Source organism: Rhizobium binxianense (assembly GCF_028994275.1).
Lineage (GTDB): Bacteria > Pseudomonadota > Alphaproteobacteria > Rhizobiales > Rhizobiaceae > Rhizobium > Rhizobium binxianense.
The window spans coordinates 4,336,010-4,360,297 of record NZ_CP118713.1; the positions used below are offsets into that span (position 1 = coordinate 4,336,010).

Sequence of the window (24,288 nt, forward strand, 5' to 3'; positions counted from 1 at the left end):
ACGGCGGGAAGGAACTTATTAACCTTCCTTTTCTATCCCGGTAGGGTCGTAATTTGTTAGGCATGAGTGAGTAGCGGACGCATGCGTTTTCCCAGAACCAATTTGACGGACGCCGGTGACTTTTCCAGCGGGATTGAAGCGGAGCTTCCGGAGGTAAATCCAGGAGAAAAGCCGGCGGCGCCGATCTGGCAGAGCAATTTTTCTCTCGCGCCGAATGTCCGTTTCACTCGCACGCCGGAAACGCTGATCAGCAAGCGCCGCGGGCCGAATGAGCCGGTTCGCGATGATTCGCAGATTGGACAGCAGGCGATACGGATAGAGCCGGTCGCCGTCGACGTGCCGTTCGATATCTATCTGCCGGAGCCGGATGAAATTTCCCCAGCACCCGTGGTCGAACTGCAGCCGCCGCCCTTGGCTGACGAGGCGGTCGCGCCGGCCTTCCGTGCCACCGCCGAGCTTTCCTCCATTTCGGATTTCGCCTTCTGGGAAGTCATGGCCTTCGAAGAGGCCGAGCCGGTTCGAGCGCCGCCCCTGATCTCGTTCCCGAAGGCTGAGACATCACCCGAATCGATCACGTCGCTGTTCCGCATCATGGAATGGCGCCCCGGCCGGCCGGCTCCCGCTCCCGTCGTCTCCCGCCCGGCTCCGCCGCCGGCGGTCTCCGCCAAGGTCGCCATACGTCCTCCGGTCGCCCCTTCCCTGGAAAAACCGAGGCGCATTGCTGTCGAGGCACCGGTCGTGCCGGCATCTCAGGCGATACAGGCGCCTCCGATCGCGCCAGCCCCCCAGATTGCGTCGGCTCCCCAGGTCTCGCCGCCGCCGCAGCGCACGCCGCCTGTCGCTGCGGTTCTGCCATCGCCGCGCCTGGCTGCGCGGCCCGAAAGGGTTGACGCCTCAGGCTATGAATTCCCGCCGCGCGCCCTGTTGCAGGAGCCGCCGGAACGCCTCGGCGAGATCATGTCGCAGGAGACGCTGGAGCAGAATGCCGGGCTTCTGGAAAGCGTGCTTGAAGATTTCGGCATCAAGGGCGAGATCATCCATGTCCGCCCCGGCCCTGTCGTCACCCTCTATGAATTCGAGCCGGCGCCAGGCGTGAAGTCGTCGCGTGTCATCGGCCTTGCCGATGATATCGCCCGCTCCATGTCGGCGCTCTCGGCCCGTGTCGCCGTGGTCCCCGGCCGCAACGTCATCGGCATCGAATTGCCGAATGTCACCCGTGAAACCGTTTATTTCCGCGAGATGATCGAAAGCCAGGATTTTGAGAAGAGCGGCTACAAGCTGGCGCTCGGCCTCGGCAAGACCATCGGCGGCGAGCCCGTGATTGCCGAGCTCGCCAAGATGCCGCATCTACTCGTCGCCGGCACCACCGGCTCGGGCAAGTCGGTCGCCATCAACACGATGATCCTGTCGCTGCTCTACCGCATGACGCCGGAACAGTGCCGGCTGATCATGGTCGACCCGAAGATGCTCGAACTCTCCGTCTATGACGGCATCCCGCATCTCTTGACGCCCGTCGTCACCGATCCGAAGAAGGCGGTGATGGCGCTGAAATGGGCCGTGCGCGAGATGGAGGAGCGTTACCGCAAGATGTCGCGCCTCGGCGTGCGCAATATCGACGGTTACAACGACCGCGTGGCGCAGGCCCGCGACAAGGGCGAGACCATCCATGTCATGGTCCAGGTCGGCTTCGATAGGAGCACCGGCGCTCCGATCGAGGAAAACCAGGCGCTGGACCTGACGCCGATGCCCTATATCGTCGTCATCGTCGACGAGATGGCCGACCTGATGATGGTCGCCGGCAAGGAGATCGAAGGCGCGATCCAGCGTCTGGCGCAGATGGCCCGCGCCGCCGGCATTCATCTGATCATGGCGACACAGCGCCCGTCGGTCGATGTCATCACCGGCACGATCAAAGCGAACTTCCCGACCCGCATCTCCTTCCAGGTGACCTCGAAGATCGATAGCCGCACGATCCTCGGTGAACAGGGCGCCGAGCAGCTGCTCGGCCAAGGCGACATGCTGCACATGCAGGGCGGCGGGCGGATTTCCCGCGTCCACGGTCCCTTCGTTTCGGATCTCGAGGTTGAAAAGGTCGTTGCCCATCTGAAAACCCAGGGCCGCCCCGAATATCTCGACACCGTCACCGCCGATGAAGAGGAAGAGACGGAAGAGGAAGAAGCCGGCGCCGTCTTCGACAAGAGTGCCATGGCTTCCGAGGATGGCAACGAGCTCTACGAGCAGGCGGTCAAGGTCGTCATGCGCGACAAGAAATGCTCCACCTCCTACATCCAGCGCCGCCTCGGCATCGGTTATAATCGGGCCGCCTCATTAGTCGAACGCATGGAGAAGGAAGGCCTCGTCGGCCCAGCCAACCACGTCGGCAAGCGCGAGATCGTCTCGGGACGGGGTGACGGCGATTAATCGCGCGCGGAGTGCGGCTGCGCACTCCGATTCATGTTCTTAAAACCGCCAATCGCAGCGTCTCGCTGACGAACCCGGTCTTTCCGCCGGTGTAGAAATCCCAATCGCCGCCTGCTTCCACCGCCAGGCGGCGTTTCAGGTCGGCATAGGCCCGGGCTCTTTCCGGATGCTCGCGGAGATAGTCGCGAAACAGGATGCGCTCACGGTGCGCGCGGTTACCAGGGCCGCAAAGATAGAGCCTGAATCCATAACCTTGGTGATCCCGGGTGAAGGCCCAGCGTTTCTCGCCAATATCGCCGTGGAAGACGAAATCCGTAGCGCGCACCGCATCGATCGCCGTCGGCAGAACCTCGTCGGAGATCGTGACGACGTCGAGGTCGACCTTTGGCTTGGCCGCCAGGCCGGGCACCGATGTGCTGCCGATATGATCGATGGACAGCAGGAGGTCGCCGAGCAGGGTGGAGATCTCGGCGCGGATTTCGGCAAAGAGCACCGGCCAGGACGGGTCGTAGTCAACCACTTTGACGGCGCGCATGCCCTTCCCCATGATCTCGGTCAGTGCGTCTCGGCCAGCAACCCGTCGAGGATCTTGACCATCTTCTGCTCGGCCTCTTCGAGCGAACCGCTATTGTCGAGATCCGTCACGTCGTATTCGCCGCGCACCGTCAGCGGCCCGCGGGCGAGCCGGGCCATGATATCCTCATGCGTCTCGCGGCCGCGTGCCTCCAGCCGGCCGGCGAGCACTTCGGGACGGGCGGTGACGTTGATGACTTTCAGGCGGGGGAAAGCGGCCTGGAAGCGGTGCAGCGCCGAACGCGAGCCGTTGGCGACGACGACATGGCCGCGCGACAGCGCCACCGAGACCTCGGCCGGAATGCCGTATTTCAAACCGTGCGCTTCCCACCAGACGGCGAAGGAGCCTGACTGCTCCATGGCGGCAAACCCTTCGAGGGAGACGGAAAGATGGTCTTCGCCGCCGGCGTCACGGTGACGGGTGATCACGCGGCGGACGAAGTGCACGGTGTCGCGCCCGGCAAAACGCTTTGCCGCGAGGTTCATCAGCGTATCCTTGCCGGCGCCGCTCGGCCCGACGACGACGACCATGATGCCGCGTTCGGCTCCGGCTCCGGCATGGGGTTCGTGCGGCGTCATGCGACACGGCGTCCCTGGCGCCAGACGGAGCGTGTCACCGGCACGCCATGCGAGCGGTGAACGCGGACGAGATCGGCACGCAGCCCGGTGGCGATCCGGCCGCGATCATCGAGGCTGACGGTGCGGGCAGGCGTCGACGTCACCATGGCGATCGCCTTCGGCAGCGTAATGCTCTCGACTTCATCGGCGAGGATGAACGGGGCGTGCAGCAGGCTCAGCGGCACGTAATCGGAGGAAAGCACGTCGAGCACGCCCATTTCGGCAAGGTCCCGGGCGGCGATGTTGCCGGAATGGGATTTGCCGCGCACGATGTTCGGCGCGCCCATCAGCACGCTCATGCCGTGCTCGTGCGACGCCCGGGCGGCATCGAAGCTGGTCGGGAATTCGGCAAGCCGCACGCCGTTGTCGATCGCCTCGTCGACATGGGAAAGCGTCGCGTCGTCATGGCTTGCCACGGTGATGCCGCGCTCGGCGCAGACCTTGGCGATGGCGTTGCGGTGCGGCGTCGAATTGCGCGCCGATTCCGCCTGGCGCTTGGCGACGAAACGGGCAAAAACCTCGTCGCTCAGGCCGCGCTTCTTCTGGTAGTAGAAGATATATTGATCCATGGTCTGGAACTGCCGCTGGCCGGGCGCGTGATCCATCAGTGAGACCAGCCGCACATGCCGGTCGTCTTCGAAATCGCCGAAATGTTCAAGCACATTGTCGGCCGAGACCTCGCAGCGCAGGTGCAGCAGGTGCTCGGCGCGCAGCCGGCCTTCCTTCTCCGCCGACTGGATGGCATCGGCCATCTCGCGCATTTCGCCGTGTTCGAAGCCGCCGTCCTCGTCCGCACCCATGCGCAGGCAGTCGAACACCGTGGTAATGCCCGATGTGACGATCTGGGCGTCGTGCGCCTGGACCGCGGCGGTCTTGTTCCAGCGAATGCCGGGACGCGGCTGGTAATGGCCTTCGAGATGGTCGGTATGCAGCTCGACGAGGCCGGGAATGACGTAGTCGCCTTCGAAATCTTCGCCGGCTACCGAACTCCCCTCGGAAATATCGGCGATCTTGCCGTCGCGGATGAGAATCGAGCCTGCGAGGATGTTATCCTCGAGAACGATGCGGGCGTTGGAAAACACGGTCTCTTTGCTCATGTCGTCGGGTCTTTCAGCTTTTGGCGCCGGCAAGCGGCAGCCAGGAATGAACTTTGAACGGGGCGCCGCGCGTCTCCTCGACGAAGACGGCAAGGCCGGAAATCGAAAGCGGCCGGCCGGTGAAATCGGCAAAACGCTCGGTCAGAATCGCTTTCATCACCTCGGCGCGTGTCTCGGGCACTTGCCCGCTCAGCGTCATGTGGAAGCCGAAATCCTCCATGACGTAAGGATAACCCCAGCGCTGCAGATTGGCGCGCTGGCTGTCGCTGAGCTTCTCCGGGTTGCGCCGCGCGACATCGGCCGGAGAAAGCGCTGCGCGGAACGGCTCGAAGGACTTTACCACCTTCGCGGCGAAATCCTGAAGAGGTTGATGAAGAGAAGAGGGAACGAGGGCAAAAAAACGGCCGAGCTGGCCGAGCACCAGCTCGGGAAGCTCGAAGGCGGGGGTGCGCGCGGCAAACTCCTCGGCAACCGTCAGGAGATCCTTCTCGGTGACGGAGGCCGCGAGCGAAAATGGCGCCTTGATCGTCGCATGAAAGCCGTAGCGGCGCGGATCGGCGGTCAGCTCGAACTGCTCCGCCTGGCCGAGCCGCTCATGGTCCGGTGCGGCGTAGGTCTCACCGCTGAAGGCATCGCGGCCGAGCCAGAGCGAGGCCGCGCCGACGAGGGGATCATCCTTCGGCGGCGAGAAATAGAGAGCGTAGCGCAAGGCTTTTATCCTGGGGATCGTCGAAACGGGGAGCGCAATGTGCAGTGATTTGGCGGCGAACCGCAAGCAGGTTCCGGCTAAAAGATTTCCGTGACAGAATGATGATGACGACGCCGCCATCGCCTTTTGTCCGGCGGATCAGTGCGCTTTCGTGCCCATCAGCCGATGACGCAGCGCGTTCGAGGCGGCGTCGAAAAGGAAGACGACGATGAGGATCAGAATGACCATGTAAGCGACGTTTTCCCAGTTGGCATTGGTGCGCATGGCCTCCCAGAGTTTGAGGCCGATGCCGCCCGCGCCGACGGCGCCGATGATGGTCGCGCCGCGCACGTTGGATTCCCATTGGTAGAGCGTCTGGCTGACGATGACGGGAACAATCTGCGGCATAATGCCGTAACGATGGACGAGCACGGTCTCAGCGCCGGTCGATTTGACGCCCTCCCGCGGCTTGTTGTCGATGTTTTCGAGCCCTTCGGCATAGAGCTTGCCGAGTGTGCCCGTTTCGGTGAGGAAGATCGCGCCGCTGCCGGCAAGCGGGCCGGGACCGAAGGCGCGCGTCAGGAACAGCGCCCAGATCAGCATGTCGACCGAGCGCAGGAAATCGAAGAAGCGCTTCAGCACCTGGTTCAGGAAGCGGTTCGGCGTGATGTTGCGCGCTGCCATGAAGGCGAGCGGGAAGGCGGCGAGCGAGCCGAGCAAAGTTCCGAGGAACGCCATGACGATCGTCTGGAAAAGCTTGGTCCAGACGTCGCCGTGCTGCCATTCGCTGTTGTTCCAGATGTCGTCGAAGGCGAGCGACAGGTTGGATTGGTCGGGCTTGATGCGCGGGCCGGAGACGATGAGGCTGATAACCTCGCCGACCGGCTTGTCGAAGAAGGACGATTGCGTATCGAAGATGAAATTCGCCCAGCCGATAAAACGCTTGCGGATTTTCACCCTGTCGACGGAAATGCTGACATTGCCGGCAAAGCCGAGATCGGCGAGCACGTTGTCGTCATAAACCGTCATCCAGCCGGGCACCGGCCCGACGACTTTCGGCGCGCCGCTCGAAACGTCGACGGGGACGCTGACGCCGTGCGCGGTGACGATCGTCTCGCTCTTCGAGACGGTGACGGTGCGGCTGGTGCCGCTGATAGAAACGGTGATGCTGCCGTCGGGGTTGTTGACCAGCCAGTCTGGATGCGGATTGTCGCCGAGCGGCGAGAAACGCGGATAGCGCACCTCGATCGAGCCGTCATCCCCAATGCGGAATTCCGGCTGAACGTCGTAACTCACCCATTGGCTGAGATAGATGCCGACACGCTCCCAATGGGCTTCGGCAAAGAGCTTGGGCAGATCGAAGAACCAGACGGCGTAGAAGCCGTAGAGCAGTGTGGCGATGACGACCATCAGCCCGCCGAAACGCTGGCGGAACGACCGGTGGAAATATTCCGGATAGCGGGCTTCGATCTCGTGCATGCGGTTTGCGTCGATCACAGTCATGGCGGCCTCAATGTTGCAGAAGGAAAGCCTGCTCGCCGACCAGGCGGCGGCGCAGCCATGCGGAGAACTGGTCGACGGCGACGATGGTCACGAACAGCAGCAGAACGAGCGCCATCGTCTTGGCGCCGAAGCCGCGCGAGATCGAAAGCTTCAGTTCCTCGCCGATACCGCCGCCGCCCACAGCGCCGATGATGGTCGAGGCGCGCACGTTGATCTCGAGGCGCAGCAGCGCGTAGGAGGTGAAATTCGGCAGCACCTGCGGCAGGGCGCCGAAGCGCACGCGTTCCCACCAGTTGGCGCCGACGGCTTTCATGCCCTCATCGGGCTTCATGTCGATATTCTCGGCCACTTCATAGAAGAGTTTACCGAGCGCCCCGATCGTGTGCAGGGTGATGGCAATGATGGCGGCGACCGGCCCGATCGAAAGGATCGCCGAAAACAGGCCGGCAATGACGATCTCGGGGAAGGCGCGCAGGAATTCCATCAGCCGCTTGGTGAAGATGCGCAGCGGCCATGAATTCGTCAGGTTGCGGGCGGCAAAGAAGCTCAAGGGAACGGCTAAGACGAAGGCGACGATCGTCGAGATCAGCGCCACGTTGATCGTGACGATCATCAGCTCGAAATATTCGGGAATGTAGAAGGCGCCCCAGACGTAGACGCGGCCCCTGTCGAAATTGAATTCCTCGCCGCCTCTGTCGTTCACGCTCGCTATGTCGAACAGCGCGCGCCAGACGTCGTTCCAATCCTTGGGGATGAGCCAGCTCAGGAAGTCGAAGAGATGCGGCAGGCGATCGAAGAAATGGCCGGCATTGCTCTCGTCGGCGAAGCGGACGGAGCTGACGAAAGCTGCAACGAGAATAACCAGGCCGAGAACCGTGTAGAAGCGGCGCTTGGCGACCATCCGGCCCCAGGCCGTAGCGATCTCCTGCGTACTCTGCATGTGCGGCTGTGTATCGGCAATAGTCATCAACGCCTCGCCTACTTCGTAATTCTATCCTCAAATCGAGATCGATTTGAGGATAGAATTATGCAGCAATTCAAAGTGCTACAGCGTCCTTTGCGCGTCTTACGAGACGCGCGGCGCTGTAGTCACTAAGAAAAGGGCGGCCGTTTCCGACCGCCCCGCATTCCGGAAAGCCGATCAGCCGCCGATAGCAGCTTTGCGAACTTCAACGACGGCGTTGTAGAAGTCGTGCTTGACCGGCGAATAGCCCTTGTAGTCGCCGCCTTCGACAGCTGCGAAGCACTTGTGATCCTTCTCCGGCAGAGCCGTGAAGAAGGCTGCAAGCTTCGTCTGCCATTCTTCGCCAAGAGCGTTGCGAACGACGAGCGGGCCGTTCGGGATCAGCGGCGAACGCCAAACTTCAACGAGCTTGTTCGGGTCGACGGCGCCCTTGTCCACTTCCTTGCGGAAGGTGCCGGAGGTGTAGCCATCCTTGAAATCGCCGAGGCCCGAGCTGTCGTCGACGGCGACGTCGACCTTGCCGTCATAAGCGGCAAGCAGGTTGTTCTCGTGACCGCCGTTGAACTGCGTCGAAGCGAAGAACTTGTCGTTCGGCATGCCCGTGTCCTTCGGGATCTGCGTCAGCGGAACGAGATAGCCGGAGGTGGAGTCCGGATCGGCGTAGCCGAGCTTCTTGCCCTTGGCGTCCTTGATGGACTTGATGCCGGATGATTTCAGCGCGAGGCCGATCGAGTAGTAGCCCGTCGAGCCGTCCTTCTGCTGCGTCGTCAGGATCGGCGTGACAGCCTTTGGATCCTTGATGTAGACGGCTGCGTAGCCGGAAGCGCCGAGTTCGGCGAAGTCGAGCGTGCCGCCGAGCAGGCCCTGGATGACGCCGTCATAATCGGCGGCCGGGAAGAGCGAAACCTTCTCGAAGCCGAATTCCTGCTTCAGGTGGTCGGCAAGGCAGGCGTAGTTGCGCAGGCGGTCGGTTTCATTTTCGCCGCCGAGGATGCCGATGCGGAATTCCTTGAGATCTGCAGCATGGCCGGCGCCGGCGAGCGCGAAGAGCGCCGTTGCCGCAAAGAGTGCTTTCTTCAACATGTTCTCTCCTATTGACCGGTGTCCCCGGCCTTCCCGTTACGAAGAAGTGTGCCCTTGACGCGGGCGCTCGATCGCGGCCGTCTCTAAAGACCGGCCAGCGCCAGCGGTTGGGTGCCGGCGGATTGATTGTCTGCCCGCTCGGGGGCGATATTGATCGATGTCGAGGTCACCGTTTCGTCGATGCCGGCGCCGTCCTTATCCGTCCCGTAGATTTCCTTCACCGCTTCGGCCGTCAATTCCGTGGGCTTGCCGTCGAAGACGACGCGGCCGCCGGCCATGCCGACGATGCGCTCACAATAATTGCGGGCGGTATCGAGCGTGTGGAGGTTGGTGATGACGGTGATGCCCTCGCGCTCGTTGATATCGCGCAGCGCATCCATGACGATCTTGGCGTTCAACGGGTCGAGTGAGGCGATCGGTTCGTCGGCGAGCACCATCTTCGGGTTCTGCATCAGCGCGCGGGCGATTGCTACGCGCTGCTGCTGGCCACCGGACAGCGTGCCGGCCGGCTGCAGCGCCGTCTGCTCGATGCCGAGGCGTTCCAGCGCCGCGATGGCATGCACGCGCTCCTCGCGGGTGAAGATGTTGAGCAGGCTCATCAGCGTCGAGCGGTGATTGAGGCGGCCGAGCATGACATTTGTGAGAACATCTAGGCGCGGCACCAGGTTGAACTGCTGGAAGATCATCGCGCAGTCGCGCTGCCAGTTGCGCAGCGCCCGGCCGCGAAGCCCAGAGACCTCGACGCCGGCGAAGTGAATGGAGCCGGAGCTCGGCTCCTGCAAGCGGTTGATCATGCGCAGCAGCGTCGACTTGCCGGCGCCGGAGCGGCCGATGATGCCGACCATCTGGCCCTGGGGAATGTCGAGCGTGACGGCATCGACGGCGAGCTTTTTTCCGAACCGACGTGTGACATTCTTCAGCTCGAACATCATGCTCTTCCCTTGCGATCCAGGCCTTGATCAGCATCGCATTAGTCCCGCTTGATGAACCTCGCATGTCATATTTGTGTAAGTCTTGTCACAATTCTCCGCCCCTATATCGAGGGTTTAGCCACTATAGCGGGACAGGAAATCTTCCGCGCTCAGGTTGCGGAAATCCTGCAGCGCCTGACGCAACCGCTCGTGCTCCCAGTCCCACCAGGCAAGCCTGTCCATCCGCTCGCCGATCTCTTTCGGAAAGCGCTCGCGGATGAGTTTGCCCGGCACGCCGCCGACGATCGTGTAGGATGCAACGTCCTTGGACACGACGGCGCCGGCCCCGATCACCGCGCCGTTGCCGACGCTGACGCCGGGCAAGATGGTCGCCCCATGGCCGATCCAGACGTCGTTGCCGATCGTCACGCGGTTTGCGCGCCGCCAGGCGAAGAAGTCCGTCTCCATGTCGCCGTCCGGCCAGTAGTCGGCGGCGCGATAGGTGAAATGATGCAGCGTCGCGCGCCAGGTCGGATGGTTGGTGGCATTGATGCGCACGGCGGCGGCGATATTGACGAATTTGCCGATCGTCGCACACCAGACGGAGCCGTCCTGCATGATGTAGGAATAATCGCCGAAGGCGGCCTCGCTGATGCGGCAGCGTTCCGAGACCTCCGTATAGCGTCCGAAGGTGGAGTCGCTGACGGAGGCCGTCTCATGAAAATAGGGCTCGATACCAAGCTTGCGGCTCATGCGGCAATCTTTCTCGGTGAGAATTGCTGGACGTCGAGGATGCGGTCGGCGACGGCTTCGCGCACCTCTTCGTCGTGGAAGATGCCGAGAAGGGCCACCCCTGCCGTTTTCTTTTCCGCGATCATGCCGACGACGACGGCACGGTTCCTGGCATCGAGCGAGGCTGTGGGTTCGTCGAGAAGCAGGATCGTGTGTTCGGTGATGAAGCCGCGGGCGATGTTGACGCGCTGCTGCTCGCCGCCGGAGAAGGTCGCGGGCGGAAGCTGCCAGAGCGCTTCCGGCAGATTGAGCCGGGCCAGCAGGGCGCCCGCTTTTTCTCGTGCCGTGGCGGCTTCTTCGCCGCGCGCCACCAGCGGTTCGGCGACCACGTCGATCGCCGCCACGCGCGGCACGGTGCGCAGGAACTGGCTGACATAGCCGAGCGTATGGCGCCGCACGTTGAGCACGGTGCGCGGATCGGCGGAGGCCAGATCGACGATGCGCTCGTCGTGGCGGATCAGGATCTGACCGGTGTCGACGGCATAATTGCCGTAGATCATCTTCAGCAGCGAGCTCTTGCCGATGCCCGAGGGGCCGCCGAGCACGACGCATTCGCCTGCTGCGACCGAAAAGGCGACATCGGAGACGACGGGCAGTTTGATGCCGTCGCGCAGATGCATGGTGAAGCTCTTCGAGACTTCGGAAACGACGAGGGGCGTTGGCATGATGTCTTCTTCCTTGTTTCGGGCCTCAAACCTGCAGGATCGAGGAGACGAGCAACTGCGTGTAAGGTTCTCTGGGATCGTCGAGCACCCGGTCGGTGAGGCCGTGCTCGATGACGTAGCCGTCCTTCATCACCATCATCCGGTGCGAGAGCAGGCGAGCGACGGCGAGATCGTGGGTGACGATGATGGCCGAGAGGCCGAGATCGTTGACGAGGCCGCGCACGAGATCGAGCAGGCGCGCCTGCACCGAGACGTCGAGGCCGCCTGTGGGTTCGTCCATGAAGACGAGGCGCGGGCCGGTGACGAGGTTGCGGGCGATCTGCAGGCGCTGGCGCATGCCGCCGGAAAAGGCGCGCGGCTGGTCGTCGATGCGGTCGGCGTCGATCTCGACGCGTTCCAGCCAGTCGATCGCCGAGGCGCGGATCTTGCCGTAGTGCCGGTCGCCGATCGCCATCAGCCGTTCACCGACATTGGCGCCGGCCGAGACCGCCATGCGCAGGCCGTCGGCCGGGTTCTGGTGCACGAAACCCCAGTCGGTGCGCATCAGGAAGCGCCGTTCGGCCTCGTTCATGCGGTAGAGATCACGGTAGCTGCCGTCGCGCATGTGGTATTCGACGCTGCCGGTCGTCGGCATCAGCCGGGTGGAGATGCAGTTGAGCAGCGTCGTCTTGCCCGAACCGGATTCGCCGACGATGGCCAGCACTTCACCGGGCCAGAGCTCGAAGGAGATGTTCCGGCAGCCAATGCGGTTGCCGTAGAATTTCGAAACGTCATGGACTTTGAGAAGCGGTGTGTCGGTCATTCTGCAGCCTCCCGGGCCAGCATTTCGCCGGCATGCCCCTGTGCGCGGCGGTCTTCGCAATGGTCGGTATCGGAGCAGACGAACATGCGCCCGCCCTTGTCGTCGAGAATGACCTCGTCGAGGTAGACCTCCTCTGCGCCACAAAGGGCGCAGGGTTTGCCGAAGCGCTGGATTTCGAAGGGATGGTCTTCAAAGTCCAGGCTGACGACATCGGTATAGGGCGGCACCGCGTAGATGCGCTTTTCGCGGCCGGCGCCGAAAAGCTGCAGCGCTTCCGACCTGTGCATCTTCGGATTGTCGAACTTCGGTGTCGGCGAGGGATCCATGACGTAGCGGCCATGCACCTTGACGGGATAGGCATAGGTCGTGGCGATGCGGCCGTTATGGGCGATGTCCTCGTAGAGCTTCACATGCATCAGGCCGTATTCCTCGAGCGCATGCATCTTGCGGGTCTCGGTCTCGCGCGGTTCGAGGAAGCGCAGCGGTTCCGGGATTGGCACCTGATAGACGAGCACCTGGCCGGCTCCGAGCTTTTCCTCGGGGATGCGGTGGCGCGTCTGGATGATCGTCGCCTCGCTGGTATGGGTGGTCACCGCGACATTGGCGACCTTCTGGAAGAAAGCGCGGATCGAAACGGCGTTGGTCGTATCGTCGGCACCCTGATCGATGACCTTCAGCACGTCGTCAGGCCCGATGATCGAGGCCGTCACCTGCACGCCGCCGGTGCCCCAGCCATAGGGCATCGGCATTTCGCGCGAGGCGAAGGGCACCTGGTAGCCCGGAATGGCGATCGCCTTCAGGATGGCGCGGCGGATCATCCGCTTGGTCTGTTCGTCGAGATAGGCGAAGTTGTAGCTGGCCAGATCGCTCATTCGGCGGCTTCCTTCATGTCTTCGCCGCCGTTGCGGGCGGCTTCGAATTCACGGCGCATGCGGCGGACGAGATCGAGTTCGGCCTGGAAGTCCACATAATGCGGCAGCTTCAGGTGCTCGACGAAGCCTGTCGCCTGGACGTTGTCGGAATGCGAGATGACGAATTCCTCGTCCTGGGCCGGCGCGGTGATATCCTCGCCGAGCTCTTCGGCGCGTAGCGCCCGATCGACGAGCGACATCGCCATCGCCTTGCGCTCGCTCTGGCCGAACACCAGGCCGTAGCCGCGGGTAAATTGCGGCGGTGCCTTGGCCGAACCCTTGAACTGGTTGACCATCTGGCACTCGGTGATCTGGATTGTGCCGAGCGAGACGGTGAAACCGAGTTCCGGCACGTCGAATTCCACCTCGACGTCACCGATGCGGATTTCGCCGGTGAAGGGGTGGTTGCGGCCATAGCCGCGCTGGGTGGAATAACCGAGCGCCAGCAGGAAACCTTCGTCGCCGCGGGCAAGCGCCTGCAGGCGCAGATCCCGGGTCATCGGAAATTCCATCGGCTCGCGGGTCAGATCGCCGATCTGGTGATCCTCCGGCATGTCGCCGTCGGCTTCGATCAGGCCTTCCTCGCCGAGGATCTCGGAGACGCGCATGACGCGGCCGGTCTCGGCCGGACGCTGGGCCGGCGTCTCGACCGCCTCGTCCTGAAGCAGCGAGGGATCGAGCAGGCGGTGGGTATAGTCGAAGGTAGGCCCGAGCAGCTGTCCGCCCGGCAGATCTTTGTAGGTCGCCGAGATGCGGCGTTCGATCGTCATATCAGCCGTGTCGAGCGGCTTGGAATAGCCGAAGCACGGCAGCGTCGTGCGGTAGGCGCGCAGCAGGAAGATGGCTTCGATCATATCGCCGCGCGATTGGCGCACGGCAAGCGCCGCGAGCGTGCGGTCGAAAAGCGAAGCCTCGGCCATCACGCGGTCGACGGCGAGCGCCAACTGCGCCACGATCTGGTCGATGCCGATCGCCGGCAGCGAACGGTCGCCGCGACGGCGGTCGGCGAGCAGCCGATGGGCATTGGCGATGGCGGCCTCGCCACCTTTGACGGCAACATACATGAGCTCAGATCTCCGTTGCTGTGATCTTGGTGGTGCGCGGCAGGCAGAGGAAATGTTTGCCCGCCGTCAGCACGATGTCGATGCCGCGCGGAAAGAGCGCGCGGTTCTCGGTCCAGAGCCTGAGGAAAGTTTCCGGCAGACCGACGGGGGCGATCTCCGTCACGCTCTGGATGCCCGGACCCATCAGCGCCAGCCTGCGGCCGCCCTCAAGATCGGCGAGTTCGATGACGACGGTCGTCGAGCGGTCGGGATATTCCTGCGTGCCGGACGCAAACAGACCGAAAGAGGAAAGGGCGGTGCCGGCCTCGGTGAAGGCAAAGCGCGCCTCGGCCTTTTCGGTGGTCAGCGGCGCACCGGTGTGGAAGCCGAGCCACTCCGGCACGGCCGATTTCGCCAGTCCCTGGGAAAGCCAGACTGATGTGTCGTGGTCGCAAAGCGTCAACGCGATCGCGCCGGCGGCGATGCCGAGCGGCGCCGGTGGCGCGGCATCGGGCTGAACGGTCTGGATCGTGCCGGGGCGGGCCATGCCGTCCATCAGCATCTTGAAGACGCTCTGGGCATGAAAGACCGGCTCGGCAAAGCCGCCGGTCAGCGCTTCTGTCTTCAGGCCCATCAGTTGTCTCCCCGCACCATGGTGAAGAAATCGACGCGGGTCGCCGCCGTCTCGTCGGCCTTGCGGCGTTCGGCATCGGCGATCCGCTCGGCGATCGGCAAAAGCAGCGCCTGTTCGACGAAATCCTTCGTCGCCTCCTCCTGCCAGAGCGCGTCGAAGACCGCCGCAAGCCGGGCCTTCTCGCGGTCGGTGCCGAGCGCCTGGGCATGGCCGACCGCGCCGGAATCAAGCCGGACGGTCGCCCGTGTCACCGTCACTTCGCCAAGATTGAAGGGCGCGCCGCCGCCGCCGATGCGCCCACGCACCATCACCAGCCCGGTCTCCGGCCCGCGCACCGGATGCGCCGCAGGCTTTTGCGGCAACGCATCCCAGACCGCCTGGAGTTCGCTGCGTTCCGCGCGCGCCAGCAGATCGGCGGCGCGTTTGCGCCCGGATGCCGTCTGTGACGCAGCGTCTTTCCTGTCCGCTGAGATCATCGCCGCTTCCTCTAAAATGTCTATTGATATAGACAACCATACAAGATACAACTACGCTTAAATCGATGTCGTGACAAGCGTGTGACGTCGCCGGTTTGAAATGGCAGGACAGGGCGAATGGCGGGATTGAAACAGGTGCAAAGGCAGACCGGCGTGGCGCTCTGGCGCCAGATCGCCGACCGGATTCGCGAGGCGATCAGCAGCGGCATCTATGACGAAACCGGCATGGTGCCGCCGGAAACGATCCTGGCGCAGCAATTCGGCGTCAACCGGCATACGGTGCGCAGCGCTTTGGCGGCGCTGGCGCAGGAGGGAATCGTGCGTGCGGTACAAGGTCGCGGCACGCTGATCGAGCGCAGGGAGCGGCTGAATTTCCCGATCACAAAGCGTACGCGCTTCAGCGCCGGCATCGGCGATCAGGCGCGTGAGATGCGCGGCCTTCTGCTCGATGAAGCGAAGGAGGAAGCGAGTGCTGAGATCGCCCGCTGGCTGGGCCTGAAGTCGGGAGAAGAGGTGATCCGTCTGGAAACCCTGCGCCATGCCGACAGGCGGCCGGTTTCAAAGGCGACGAGCTGGTTTCCCGCCATCCGCTTCGCCGGGATCGGTCAAGCCTACCGGAAGCATGAATCGATCACCAAGGCTTTCGCCGAACTCGGCCTGTCGGACTATATCAGAGCGACCACCGAGGTGACGGCCGCTCATGCGAGTGCCGCCGACATGGCCGACCTCGAACTCACCCCCGGCGCGATCCTGCTGATTACCAAGGCGATGAATACCGATCTTGACGGCGTGCCGGTACAATATTCGATCAGCCGCTTTGCGGCCGACCGGGTGCAGTTCACGATCGAGAACTGAGGCCCAGAATTGGAAGGCGTGCCAGCCGATTCCAGTGGCACGCCGTACCGAATTCAGTGCGCGCCCGACATGTCGCCGAGCACTTCCTTGGAGGCGACGGTGGAATCCGCCTTCAGCTTGTAGACCATCGGCACACCGGTCGCGAGGTTGAGGGCGAGCACGCCTTCTTTGCTCAGCTTGTCGAGCACCATGACAAGCGAGCGCAGCGAATTGCCGTGTGCGGCAACCAGCACCTTTTCGCCCCTGAGCACGCGCGGCAGGATTTCGGTGAGGTAATAGGGCCAGACGCGGGCGCCGGTGTCGCGCAGGCTTTCGCCGCCCGGAGGCGGCACGTCATAGGAGCGGCGCCAGACATGCACCTGTTCCTCGCCCCATTTGGCGCGCGCATCGTCCTTGTTGAGGCCGGAGAGATCGCCATAGTCGCGCTCGTTCAGCGCTTGGTCGCGGATCGTCTGGAGATCGGGCTGGCCGACCTTGTCGAGGACGAGCTTCAAGGTGTGCTGCGCGCGCACAAGCGCCGAGGTGTAAGCGACGTCGAATTTGATCCCGTATTCGGCCAGCGCCTCACCCCCGGCCTTGGCTTCCTGAATTCCGAGTTCGGTCAGATCGGGATCCTTCCAGCCGGTGAAGAGATTCTTCAGGTTCCAGTCACTCTGGCCGTGGCGGACGAGGACGAGGGTACCGCTCATGAATATGCCTCCGTAGTATCGTTATTGGGAAGAAAGCCCGAGCACGTCGAGCATGGAATAGAGACCCGGCTTCTTGTCGCGCGCCCAAAGGGCCGCCTTGATGGCGCCGCGCGCAAAGATCGAGCGGTCGGCCGCACTGTGCGACAGCGTGACGATTTCGCCTTCTCCCGCAAGAAGCACCGAATGCTCGCCGATGACGGAACCGCCGCGCAGCGTGGCAAAGCCGATCGTGCCCGCCTCGCGGGCGCCGGTATGGCCGTCGCGCACCCGCACCGATTTCGAGGCGAGTTCGATGCCGCGGCCCTTGGCCGCGGCCTCGCCGAAGAGAAGGGCGGTGCCGGAAGGCGCATCCACCTTGTGCTTGTGGTGCATTTCCAGGATCTCGATATCCCAGTCGGCAGGCTCGAGCGCACGTGCCGCCTGCTCGGCGAGCACGCTGAGCAGATTGACCCCGAGGCTCATATTGCCCGACTTGACGACGCGGGCGTGGCGGGCGGCGGCGGCGATCTTCGCGTTGTCCTCTGCCGAACAGCCGGTCGTGCCGATCACATGTACGATGCGCGCCTGCGCGGCGAGGCCTGAGAATTCCACGGTTGCGGCAGGCGAGGTGAAGTCGAGCACGCCTTCGGCATCGAGAAAGGCGTTGAGCGGATCGTCGCCGATAATGACGCCGGTCGGGCCGAGACCGGCAATCTCGCCGGCATCCTTGCCGATAAAGGGCGAGCCGGTGCGTTCGACCGCGGCATGTAGCCTCACGCCCTCGATCGAATGGATGAGCCGGATCAGCGTCTGGCCCATGCGCCCGGCTGCGCCAACCACCACCAGTTTCATCGCAGCATCGCTCATCTCAGTCTCACCAGGTCAATGTGAATCGGAGGCCGAAGGCCTCTGCAGATTGTTGAGGCGAGCGTAAAGACCGTCGCTGACCTTCGCAAGCGTCTCGTGATTGCCTTGCTCGACGACACGGCCCTGCTGCATGACGACGATCTTGTCGGCGCGCACCACGGTCGAAAGCCGGTGGGCGATGACGACGACGGTGCGCCCGGTCATCGCCTCGTCGAGCGCCTTTTGAACCGCCGCCTCGGATTCGGTGTCGAGGGCCGACGTCGCCTCGTCGAGAAGCAGGATCGGCGCATTGCGCACCAGCGCACGCGCAATCGACAGCCGCTGGCGCTGGCCGCCCGAAAGCGTCACGCCGTTTTCGCCGACGGCCGTCTCGTAACCCTGCGGCTGTGCCGAGATGAAGTCATGCGCATAGGCAAGCCGGGCCGCTTCTTCCACCTCGGCATCCGTCGCCTCCGGCCGGCCGTAGCGGATATTGTCGCGGATCGTGCCCTCGAACAGATAGGGCTGCTGCGAGACATAGGCGAGCTGCTGGCGCAGCGACTTCTTGGTGATGTGGGCGATATCCTGCCCGTCGATCAGGATTTCGCCTTCGCGCGGATCGTAGAAGCGCGGAATGAGGCTGATGACGGTGGATTTGCCGGCGCCCGAGGGACCGACCAGCGCCGTGGTGGCGCCGCCCTCGGCGATGAAGCTCACGCCGCTGAGCACGCTCTCATTGCCGTAGGCGAAGGACACATTGCGGAATTCGATCCTCGCCTGCGTCACCGCCAGCGGCTTTGCATCCGGCAGGTCGCGCTGGCGCGGTTCCATGTCGAGCAGTTCGTAGATCATCCGCGCATTGACGACGGCACGCTCCATCTGCACCTGCAGGCGGGCGAGCCGGCGGGCCGGGTCATAGGCCAGCAGCAGCGCGGTCACGAAGGAGAAGAAGGCGCCCGGCGGCACATTGTAGTAGATCGAGCGGTAGGCGGCATAGGCAAGCACGCTGGCAACGGCAAAGCCTGCGAAACTCTCCGTCAGCGGAGAGGTGCGTTCGGACAGCCGGGCTATCCGGTTCGCCCGGTTTTCGGCGCCCGTGATGAGTTTGTTGACCTTGCGCTCCAGCTCCTCTTCCATCGTAAAGGCTTTGACGATGGCGATGCCCTGGATGGTCTCCTGCATGGCGCCGAGCACATGGCTGTTCAAATGCACCGCCTCGCGGGTCGCCGAGCGTAGCCGCTTGGAAACATAGCGCAGCGCATAAAGCAGCGGCGGCGCCATGATGAACACGGCAAGGCTGAGCAGCGGATCCTGGAGGATCATCACGCCGAGCAGCGAGATGAAGGTCAAGAGGTCGCGCACGGTCGAAGTGATCGTCAGGTTGAGCACGTCGCGGATGCCGCTGACGTTCTGGCTCACCTGCGCGGCGATATGGGCAGAGCGCGCCTCGCTGAAGAAGCCGACCGAAAGGGTCATCAGATGCGAATACAGCCGGCGCTGGTAACGCGCGACGATATTGTTGCCGACCTTGGAAAGCGCCACCGCCTGGCCGTAGCTCGCAAAACCACGCAGCACGAAGGCGATGAAGATCGAAAGACAGATGATCCAGACGACGTCGGCGCGGCGGTTGGCGAAGGCCTCGTCGATGATCGCCCGCATGATCCAGGCGGTAAACGCCGTCGAGAGCGCCACCACGATGAGACAGACAATCGCAAAGACATAGCCCCAGAGATGGTCGCGGCCGTTTTCAGCGATGATGCGCTTCAGGATGCCGGTTACGGTATCGCTGCTGACGCTCTGCGTTCTGCTTTCCGCCGCTTCCAAAAATGAGGTTTCCTGTCTCGGACCAAGCGCTCCGCGAAGGCGAGGCGCACTTTTGCCGGGGTCTATAAAGAGTTGGGACCGGTTTGGCTAGAGCGCCCAGGCGTCCGGATAGGACGCACCGGGGACGCTCTCTTTGCCGTGCGCGCCCGAGCCTAACGCCGCCAGCGGCGGCCCTCCGTCGAGACGCCGAAATTGGCCGGCATCCGGGCATAGGAGGAAAGCCCGGCAAGCGCTGCCAAGGGATGCGTCACCACATAGGTCGGGATGGTGCGAAGCAGGGCGGTATGCGGCGCCTTATCCTCGAAGGCCAAACGGAATTCCGGTTTCTTCAGCGCCGGGAGGATCTTCTGCGAGATGCCGCCCGAGAGATAGACGCCGCCGCGCGCCATGAACACCATCGCCATGTCGCCCGCCACGCGGCCGAGATAGGTGGCAAACAGCGAGACGGTCTCGACGGCCGCCTTGTCGCTGCCGGCAAGCGCGTGCGAGGTGATGTCGGCGGGATCCTTCATCGTCGGCTTGAGGCCGTCGACCACGCAGATGGCGTTATAGAGGTTGACGAGACCGCGCCCGCAGAGAATCTGCTCGGCCGAAACACGCCCCTCGATCGTCTCGATATGCGGGAAGAGCTGATAGTCGCGCTTGCTGCGCGGCCCGAGATCGATATGACCACCTTCGCCGGGAACCGGGATCCAGCTGTGCTGGGCATGCACCAGCCCGCCGACGCCGAGGCCGGTGCCCGGTCCGAGCACGACGCGCGACGCGATCATGTCGCCGGTGGCGTCGCCGATGCGTTCGCGGTTCTCGTCCGAAAGGGCGGCGACGGCCAGCGCTTGCGCCTCGAAATCGTTGACGACGAGCACGTCCTCGATGCCGAGGCCTTCGATCATCGTCTTTGGCCGCACCACCCAGTCGCAATTGGTCAGCGGGATCTCGTCGTCGTTGATCGGGCCGGCGACGGCAAGGATCGCCGAGCGCGGCTGCACGGCTGTTTTGTCGAGCACGCCTTTCTGGATCGCTTCGTCGATGGTGGTGAAATCAGCCGTGCGCACGTTCGGAAACTGCTTCGGCTCGGCATAGGCATCGGTCAGGATGGAGAAGCGGGCATTGGTGCCGCCGATATCGCCGATCAGGATCGGGAAAGGCAGCGGAGCGGTGCTGTTGTTCGGTTTTGGCATGGCCGGTTCCGTGCTGATCAGGCTTCGAGTGTGGGAAGAAGTTTTATAGCGGTCGCGTGGTTGAGCGCCATCGGAATATCGTAAACGATGGCGAGCCGCATCAGCGCCTTAACGTCGACATCGTGTGGCATCGGCGTCAAGGGGTCGACGAAGAAGATCAGGGCGCCGACCTCGCCGGTCGAAATCAGCGCGCCGATCTGCTGGTCGCCGCCGAGCGGTCCGCTTTTTAGCCTCGTGACGTCGAGATCGGGGGCGGCGTCGAGCACCCGCCCGCCAGTCGTGCCGGTGGCGACGATCTTCCAGCGGGAGAGAATGTCCCGGTTGGCGCGGGCGAAGTCCGCCATGTCGTCCTTCTTCTGGTCATGCGCAATCAATGCAAGGCATTTACCGCCGGCCATCAACCCCTCCACCCAAGCAATTCAATCGATTTGACCGCTTCTATACCAAGAATTTGCGATTTGAAAGACAAGGCGCCGGTGCTCCTTATTGGATCGCCGGCTTGTCGTTCGGAACCGGGCCGACATCGGGCAGTTCTCCGTCGGCATCGGCAGCGGGCTCCGCGGCCGGAGCGGCGGTGAGGGCGCTTGCGGCCGAAGGCCCGCCATAGGTGGCGGCCTGCATCGAGGCGACGGAAGCGGCATCGAGCACGGCGGCGCAGGCCTTCGGCAGGTCGGAGACCATCATCTCGCGCGGCGGCTTCGGCGGCTTGGCGCCGGGCTTCGGCGGTTTCGGCGGCGCCCAGGGCGCCGGCGTGAACCACCAGGCGAGCGACTTGTCGCAGCCGTCGCCGGCGGCAACAGGGGGCTGCGGTGTGCATCCGGCCGCGCCGGCCGGGCATTTGATGCGGATGTGGAAATGCGAGTCATGGCCGTATTCCGGCCGGAGCTTGCCGAGATTGGTGCGGTCGCCCGTCCAAGTATCGCACATCTTCTTCTTGATCGCCGGATTGACGAAGATACGCTCCACCTCGGGATAGCTTGCCGCCAGCATCAACAGCCGCGCCCGCGATGGCGTCCACACCTTGGGGTCGACGGTCAGGAACTTGTCCTTCTGCAGCATCGAGGTGAAGGGCAGATCCTCGCGCTCCTGCGCCGTCATGCGGCGCGCCGGCATCGGCGTAAACCAGACATCGGCATCGAGGCCGATCTGATGCGAGGCGTGACCGTTCAACATCGGCCCGCCACGCGGCTGCGCGATGTCGCCGACGAGCAGGCCCGGCCAGCCGGCATATTTGGCGCCATCCTCAGAAAGACGCTCGAGCAATGCGATCATTGCCGGATTGCCCCAGCGGCGGTTGCGCGAAAGCCGCATTGCCTCCCAGGTCGGCCCGTCGGTCGGCAGCGCCACCGCACCCGTCATACAGCCTTTCGCGTAAAAGCCGATCGGCTGCGCCGGCCCCTGCGTCGGCAGGCCGACGGCGCCGAACTGCCCCTTGGCGCTGCCCGGGCTCGGGGTCTTCTGCTCCGCGCCGACGTCGCCGGCGGCAAGGCTTGCGCCGATTGCGCCGGCAAGCGTCAGTTTGCCGAATGTCCTGAAAGCCTGAGCGAAGCCGAAAGCCATACTATTCCCTTGAACCGCTGCCGAAGTGATTTGCGATCGAATCTATCGTGAAAAGCGATTTTGGTGAATCGATGATTTGGCTGGCGGGGATAGGAGGCGGCGGTGACGGATCGCCGCAGCGCGTGCGGCCGCATGTTGCGAAGGCGGCTCGAAGAGGCGACGCCTTCAAGCGAGCCGATGGTTCAAAATTTCGCGAGCCCGGCAAAAACCAAACTCTCTCCTGTTTTTCGCCCGTATTTTTCGTATTGTCGAACCGTCAATTATAAGGGGAAAGCGTGAATGGCGGGATTGTGGTCGAAGTTCGGTTTGGTTCTATCGCTTGCTGCTGCTCTGGCGCCATTGACGGCAATGGCGCAGGATCAGCCGTTTCAGATCGGAAGCTCGGTCGTCAGCGAGATGAAGTACAAGCCGGGCTTTGCGCATTTCGACTACGTCAATCCCGATGCCCCGAAAAGTGGAGATCTCCGTCTTTCCGCTAGCGGCGCCTTCGACACTTTCAATCCTCTGCTTGCGAAAGGCCAGACAGCGGTCGGTCTGTCGCTTGTTTACGACACGTTGCTGAAGCCGGCAGATGACGAACTTCTCGTCTCCTACGGCCTGCTTGCCGAAGGGCTCTCCGTTCCCGATGACGTATCGAGCGCGACCTTTCGGCTGCGGAAGGAAGCGAAATGGGCCGATGGTCAGCCGATAACCCCTGAAGATGTCATCTTCAGTCTGGACAAGACCAAGGAATTGAACCCGCTTGCCGGCAACTATTACACGCATGTCGTCAAAGCGGAAAAGACCGGCGAGCGCGACGTCACTTTCACCTTCGATGAGAAGAACAATCGCGAACTGCCGAACATTCTCGGCCAGTTGATGGTCGTCCCGAAACATTGGTGGGAAGCGCCGGGACCGGACGGCAAGCCGCGCGACATTACCAGGACGACGCTGGAGCCCGTGATGGGGTCCGGACCTTACAAGATCGCTTCCTTCTCGCCCGGCGCCACAATCCGTTATGAACTGCGTGACGACTATTGGGGCAAGGACCTCAATGTGAATGTCGGCCAGAACAATTTCCGCAACGTCATCTACACCTATTTCGGCGATCGGGACGTCGAGTTCGAAGCCTTTCGCGCCGGCAGTAGCGACTACTGGCAGGAAACTACCGCTGCCCGCTGGGCGACGGGATATGATTTTCCCGCGGTGAAGGAAGGACGGGTCAAGAAGGAGGAGGTGGCCAACCCGCTGCGTTCCACCGGCATCCTGCAAGCGCTCGTGCCCAACATGCGGCGTGACCTGTTCAAGGATATCAGGGTCCGCGAGGCCCTAAACTACGGGTTCGACTTCGAGGAACTGAACCGCACCGTTGCTTTCAACAGCTACAAACGCATCGACAGCTATTTCTGGAATACGGAACTTGCCTCTTCCGGCTTGCCGCAGGGGAGAGAACTGGAAATTCTGCAGGGCATGAAGGACAAGGTGCCGGCAGAAATTTTCACCACACCCTATACCAATCCGGTCGGCGGCGATCCGCAGAAGAGCCGTGACAACCTCCGCAAGGCGATCGCGCTGCTGAAAGACGCTGGCTGGGAGCTGAAGGGCAATCGCATGGTCAACAGCAAGACCGGCCAGCCGATGAGTTTCGAGATCCTGTTGTCGAGCCCGATGTTGGAGCGCTGGGCGGTGCCCTATGCCAGCAATCTCAAGAAAATCGGCATAGATGCGCGGGTTCGGACGGTCGATGCCTCGCAAGCTGTCAACCGCGAACGCAGCTTCGACTATGATATGATCTGGAATGTCTGGGCGGAGACCATGAATCCGGGCAACGAGCAAGCCGACTATTGGGGATCCGGCTCTGTCAATCAACAGGGCTCTCGCAATTACGCTGGCATTGCCAACCCGGCGGTCGATGAGCTCATTCGCATGATTATCTTCGCGCCGAACCGTGATGAACAGGTTGCAGCAATCAAAGCCATGGACCGCGTATTGCTAGCAAATCACTACGTCATCCCGCTGTTCTACCGTAATACCTATAACATCGCCTACTGGAACACGGTCACGCATCCGGCCGAGTTTCCGGCCTACAGCCTTGGCTTCCCCGATGCATGGTGGTCCACCTCGGCAAAATGAGCGGGCTTGCAATAGAGGGGCCCTCGGCTCCAAATGGCACAAGCGAATCACCACAAGCCGGCAG

General features: G+C 63.1%; 24 protein-coding genes. 3 read left to right on the forward strand and 21 right to left on the reverse strand.

Going from position 1 to position 24,288, the window contains the following annotated elements; genetic code table 11:
- The first annotated feature begins 81 nt into the window (after positions 1 to 81).
- The gene (locus PO860_RS21100; RefSeq protein ID WP_273885396.1) at positions 82 to 2,421 is read left to right on the forward strand and encodes a DNA translocase FtsK; all 2,340 of its coding nucleotides are present in this window, start codon (positions 82 to 84) and stop codon (positions 2,419 to 2,421) included.
- Between the two features lie 31 nt (positions 2,422 to 2,452).
- Here PO860_RS21100 and PO860_RS21105 read toward each other — a convergent pair whose 3' ends face one another.
- The 15 genes from PO860_RS21105 to phnG all read right to left on the reverse strand — a co-directional run bounded on the left by PO860_RS21105 (position 2,453) and on the right by phnG (position 15,181).
- The gene (locus tag PO860_RS21105; protein ID WP_273885397.1) at positions 2,453 to 2,956 is read right to left on the reverse strand and encodes a GrpB family protein; all 504 of its coding nucleotides are present in this window, start codon (positions 2,954 to 2,956) and stop codon (positions 2,453 to 2,455) included.
- Positions 2,957 to 2,976: 20 nt separating this feature from the next.
- Positions 2,977 to 3,573, reverse strand: coding sequence for a phosphonate metabolism protein/1,5-bisphosphokinase (PRPP-forming) PhnN (gene phnN / locus PO860_RS21110; RefSeq protein ID WP_273885398.1), 597 nt, complete (start codon positions 3,571 to 3,573; stop codon positions 2,977 to 2,979).
- Positions 3,570 to 4,709 (reverse strand): alpha-D-ribose 1-methylphosphonate 5-triphosphate diphosphatase, encoded by a 1,140-nt coding sequence (locus PO860_RS21115; protein ID WP_273885399.1) that lies wholly within the window; start codon positions 4,707 to 4,709, stop codon positions 3,570 to 3,572. The genes phnN and PO860_RS21115 overlap by 4 nt, the downstream gene beginning before the upstream one ends.
- Positions 4,710 to 4,722: 13 nt before the next feature.
- Positions 4,723 to 5,418: a DUF1045 domain-containing protein gene (locus PO860_RS21120; RefSeq protein WP_273885400.1), complete on the reverse strand. Its 696-nt coding sequence runs from the start codon at positions 5,416 to 5,418 to the stop codon at positions 4,723 to 4,725.
- 138 nt (positions 5,419 to 5,556) lie between these two features.
- A complete protein-coding gene (gene phnE / locus PO860_RS21125; protein WP_275033316.1) occupies positions 5,557 to 6,900 on the reverse strand; it encodes a phosphonate ABC transporter, permease protein PhnE in 1,344 nt (447 codons plus the stop codon).
- A gap of 7 nt (positions 6,901 to 6,907) precedes the next feature.
- Positions 6,908 to 7,867 (reverse strand): phosphonate ABC transporter, permease protein PhnE, encoded by a 960-nt coding sequence (gene phnE, locus PO860_RS21130; protein WP_273885402.1) that lies wholly within the window; start codon positions 7,865 to 7,867, stop codon positions 6,908 to 6,910.
- A 174-nt stretch (positions 7,868 to 8,041) separates the two neighbouring features.
- Positions 8,042 to 8,947, reverse strand: coding sequence for a phosphonate ABC transporter substrate-binding protein (gene phnD, locus PO860_RS21135; RefSeq protein WP_273885403.1), 906 nt, complete (start codon positions 8,945 to 8,947; stop codon positions 8,042 to 8,044).
- Between the two features lie 83 nt (positions 8,948 to 9,030).
- Positions 9,031 to 9,876, reverse strand: coding sequence for a phosphonate ABC transporter ATP-binding protein (phnC, locus tag PO860_RS21140; protein WP_183609996.1), 846 nt, complete (start codon positions 9,874 to 9,876; stop codon positions 9,031 to 9,033).
- A gap of 117 nt (positions 9,877 to 9,993) precedes the next feature.
- Complete coding sequence (locus tag PO860_RS21145; protein ID WP_183609997.1) at positions 9,994 to 10,611, reverse strand: DapH/DapD/GlmU-related protein; 618 nt, start codon at positions 10,609 to 10,611, stop codon at positions 9,994 to 9,996.
- Positions 10,608 to 11,315: a phosphonate C-P lyase system protein PhnL gene (phnL, locus tag PO860_RS21150; RefSeq protein WP_273885405.1), complete on the reverse strand. Its 708-nt coding sequence runs from the start codon at positions 11,313 to 11,315 to the stop codon at positions 10,608 to 10,610. The genes PO860_RS21145 and phnL overlap by 4 nt, the downstream gene beginning before the upstream one ends.
- Positions 11,316 to 11,340: 25 nt before the next feature.
- Positions 11,341 to 12,117 carry a phosphonate C-P lyase system protein PhnK gene (gene phnK, locus PO860_RS21155; protein WP_272784663.1) on the reverse strand — a complete coding sequence of 259 codons (777 nt, stop codon included), beginning with the start codon at positions 12,115 to 12,117 and terminating at the stop codon, positions 11,341 to 11,343.
- Entirely contained in the window at positions 12,114 to 12,989 is an 876-nt protein-coding gene (locus PO860_RS21160; protein WP_183610000.1) for an alpha-D-ribose 1-methylphosphonate 5-phosphate C-P-lyase PhnJ, read from the reverse strand. Before PO860_RS21160 ends, phnK begins: the two co-directional genes overlap by 4 nt.
- Entirely contained in the window at positions 12,986 to 14,092 is a 1,107-nt protein-coding gene (locus tag PO860_RS21165) for a carbon-phosphorus lyase complex subunit (protein WP_273885406.1), read from the reverse strand. The genes PO860_RS21160 and PO860_RS21165 overlap by 4 nt, the downstream gene beginning before the upstream one ends.
- Before the next feature lie 4 nt (positions 14,093 to 14,096).
- Positions 14,097 to 14,705, reverse strand: coding sequence for a phosphonate C-P lyase system protein PhnH (phnH, locus tag PO860_RS21170; RefSeq protein ID WP_183610002.1), 609 nt, complete (start codon positions 14,703 to 14,705; stop codon positions 14,097 to 14,099).
- Complete coding sequence (gene phnG, locus PO860_RS21175) at positions 14,705 to 15,181, reverse strand: phosphonate C-P lyase system protein PhnG (protein WP_272784665.1); 477 nt, start codon at positions 15,179 to 15,181, stop codon at positions 14,705 to 14,707. Before phnG ends, phnH begins: the two co-directional genes overlap by 1 nt.
- Positions 15,182 to 15,298: 117 nt before the next feature.
- Here phnG and phnF point away from each other — a divergent pair, with 117 nt between their 5' ends.
- Positions 15,299 to 16,036: a phosphonate metabolism transcriptional regulator PhnF gene (phnF, locus tag PO860_RS21180; RefSeq protein ID WP_272784666.1), complete on the forward strand. Its 738-nt coding sequence runs from the start codon at positions 15,299 to 15,301 to the stop codon at positions 16,034 to 16,036.
- Between the two features lie 53 nt (positions 16,037 to 16,089).
- Here phnF and PO860_RS21185 read toward each other — a convergent pair whose 3' ends face one another.
- The 6 genes from PO860_RS21185 to mepA form a co-directional block, all read right to left on the reverse strand.
- Positions 16,090 to 16,725: a 2,3-bisphosphoglycerate-dependent phosphoglycerate mutase gene (locus PO860_RS21185; protein ID WP_097617197.1), complete on the reverse strand. Its 636-nt coding sequence runs from the start codon at positions 16,723 to 16,725 to the stop codon at positions 16,090 to 16,092.
- Between the two features lie 21 nt (positions 16,726 to 16,746).
- Complete coding sequence (gene dapB / locus PO860_RS21190; RefSeq protein ID WP_272784667.1) at positions 16,747 to 17,571, reverse strand: 4-hydroxy-tetrahydrodipicolinate reductase; 825 nt, start codon at positions 17,569 to 17,571, stop codon at positions 16,747 to 16,749.
- A 15-nt stretch (positions 17,572 to 17,586) separates the two neighbouring features.
- A complete protein-coding gene (locus PO860_RS21195) occupies positions 17,587 to 19,374 on the reverse strand; it encodes an ABC transporter ATP-binding protein (protein ID WP_097617195.1) in 1,788 nt (595 codons plus the stop codon).
- Between the two features lie 152 nt (positions 19,375 to 19,526).
- A complete protein-coding gene (locus PO860_RS21200) occupies positions 19,527 to 20,552 on the reverse strand; it encodes a glucokinase (RefSeq protein WP_183610006.1) in 1,026 nt (341 codons plus the stop codon).
- A gap of 17 nt (positions 20,553 to 20,569) precedes the next feature.
- Entirely contained in the window at positions 20,570 to 20,950 is a 381-nt protein-coding gene (locus PO860_RS21205) for a methylglyoxal synthase (protein WP_097617193.1), read from the reverse strand.
- Between the two features lie 85 nt (positions 20,951 to 21,035).
- Positions 21,036 to 22,112, reverse strand: coding sequence for a penicillin-insensitive murein endopeptidase (mepA, locus tag PO860_RS21210; protein ID WP_183610007.1), 1,077 nt, complete (start codon positions 22,110 to 22,112; stop codon positions 21,036 to 21,038).
- Between the two features lie 279 nt (positions 22,113 to 22,391).
- Between mepA and PO860_RS21215 the strand changes: the two genes are divergently transcribed.
- Positions 22,392 to 24,224 (forward strand): extracellular solute-binding protein, encoded by a 1,833-nt coding sequence (locus PO860_RS21215; RefSeq protein ID WP_273885407.1) that lies wholly within the window; start codon positions 22,392 to 22,394, stop codon positions 24,222 to 24,224.
- Positions 24,225 to 24,288: the final 64 nt, after the last annotated feature.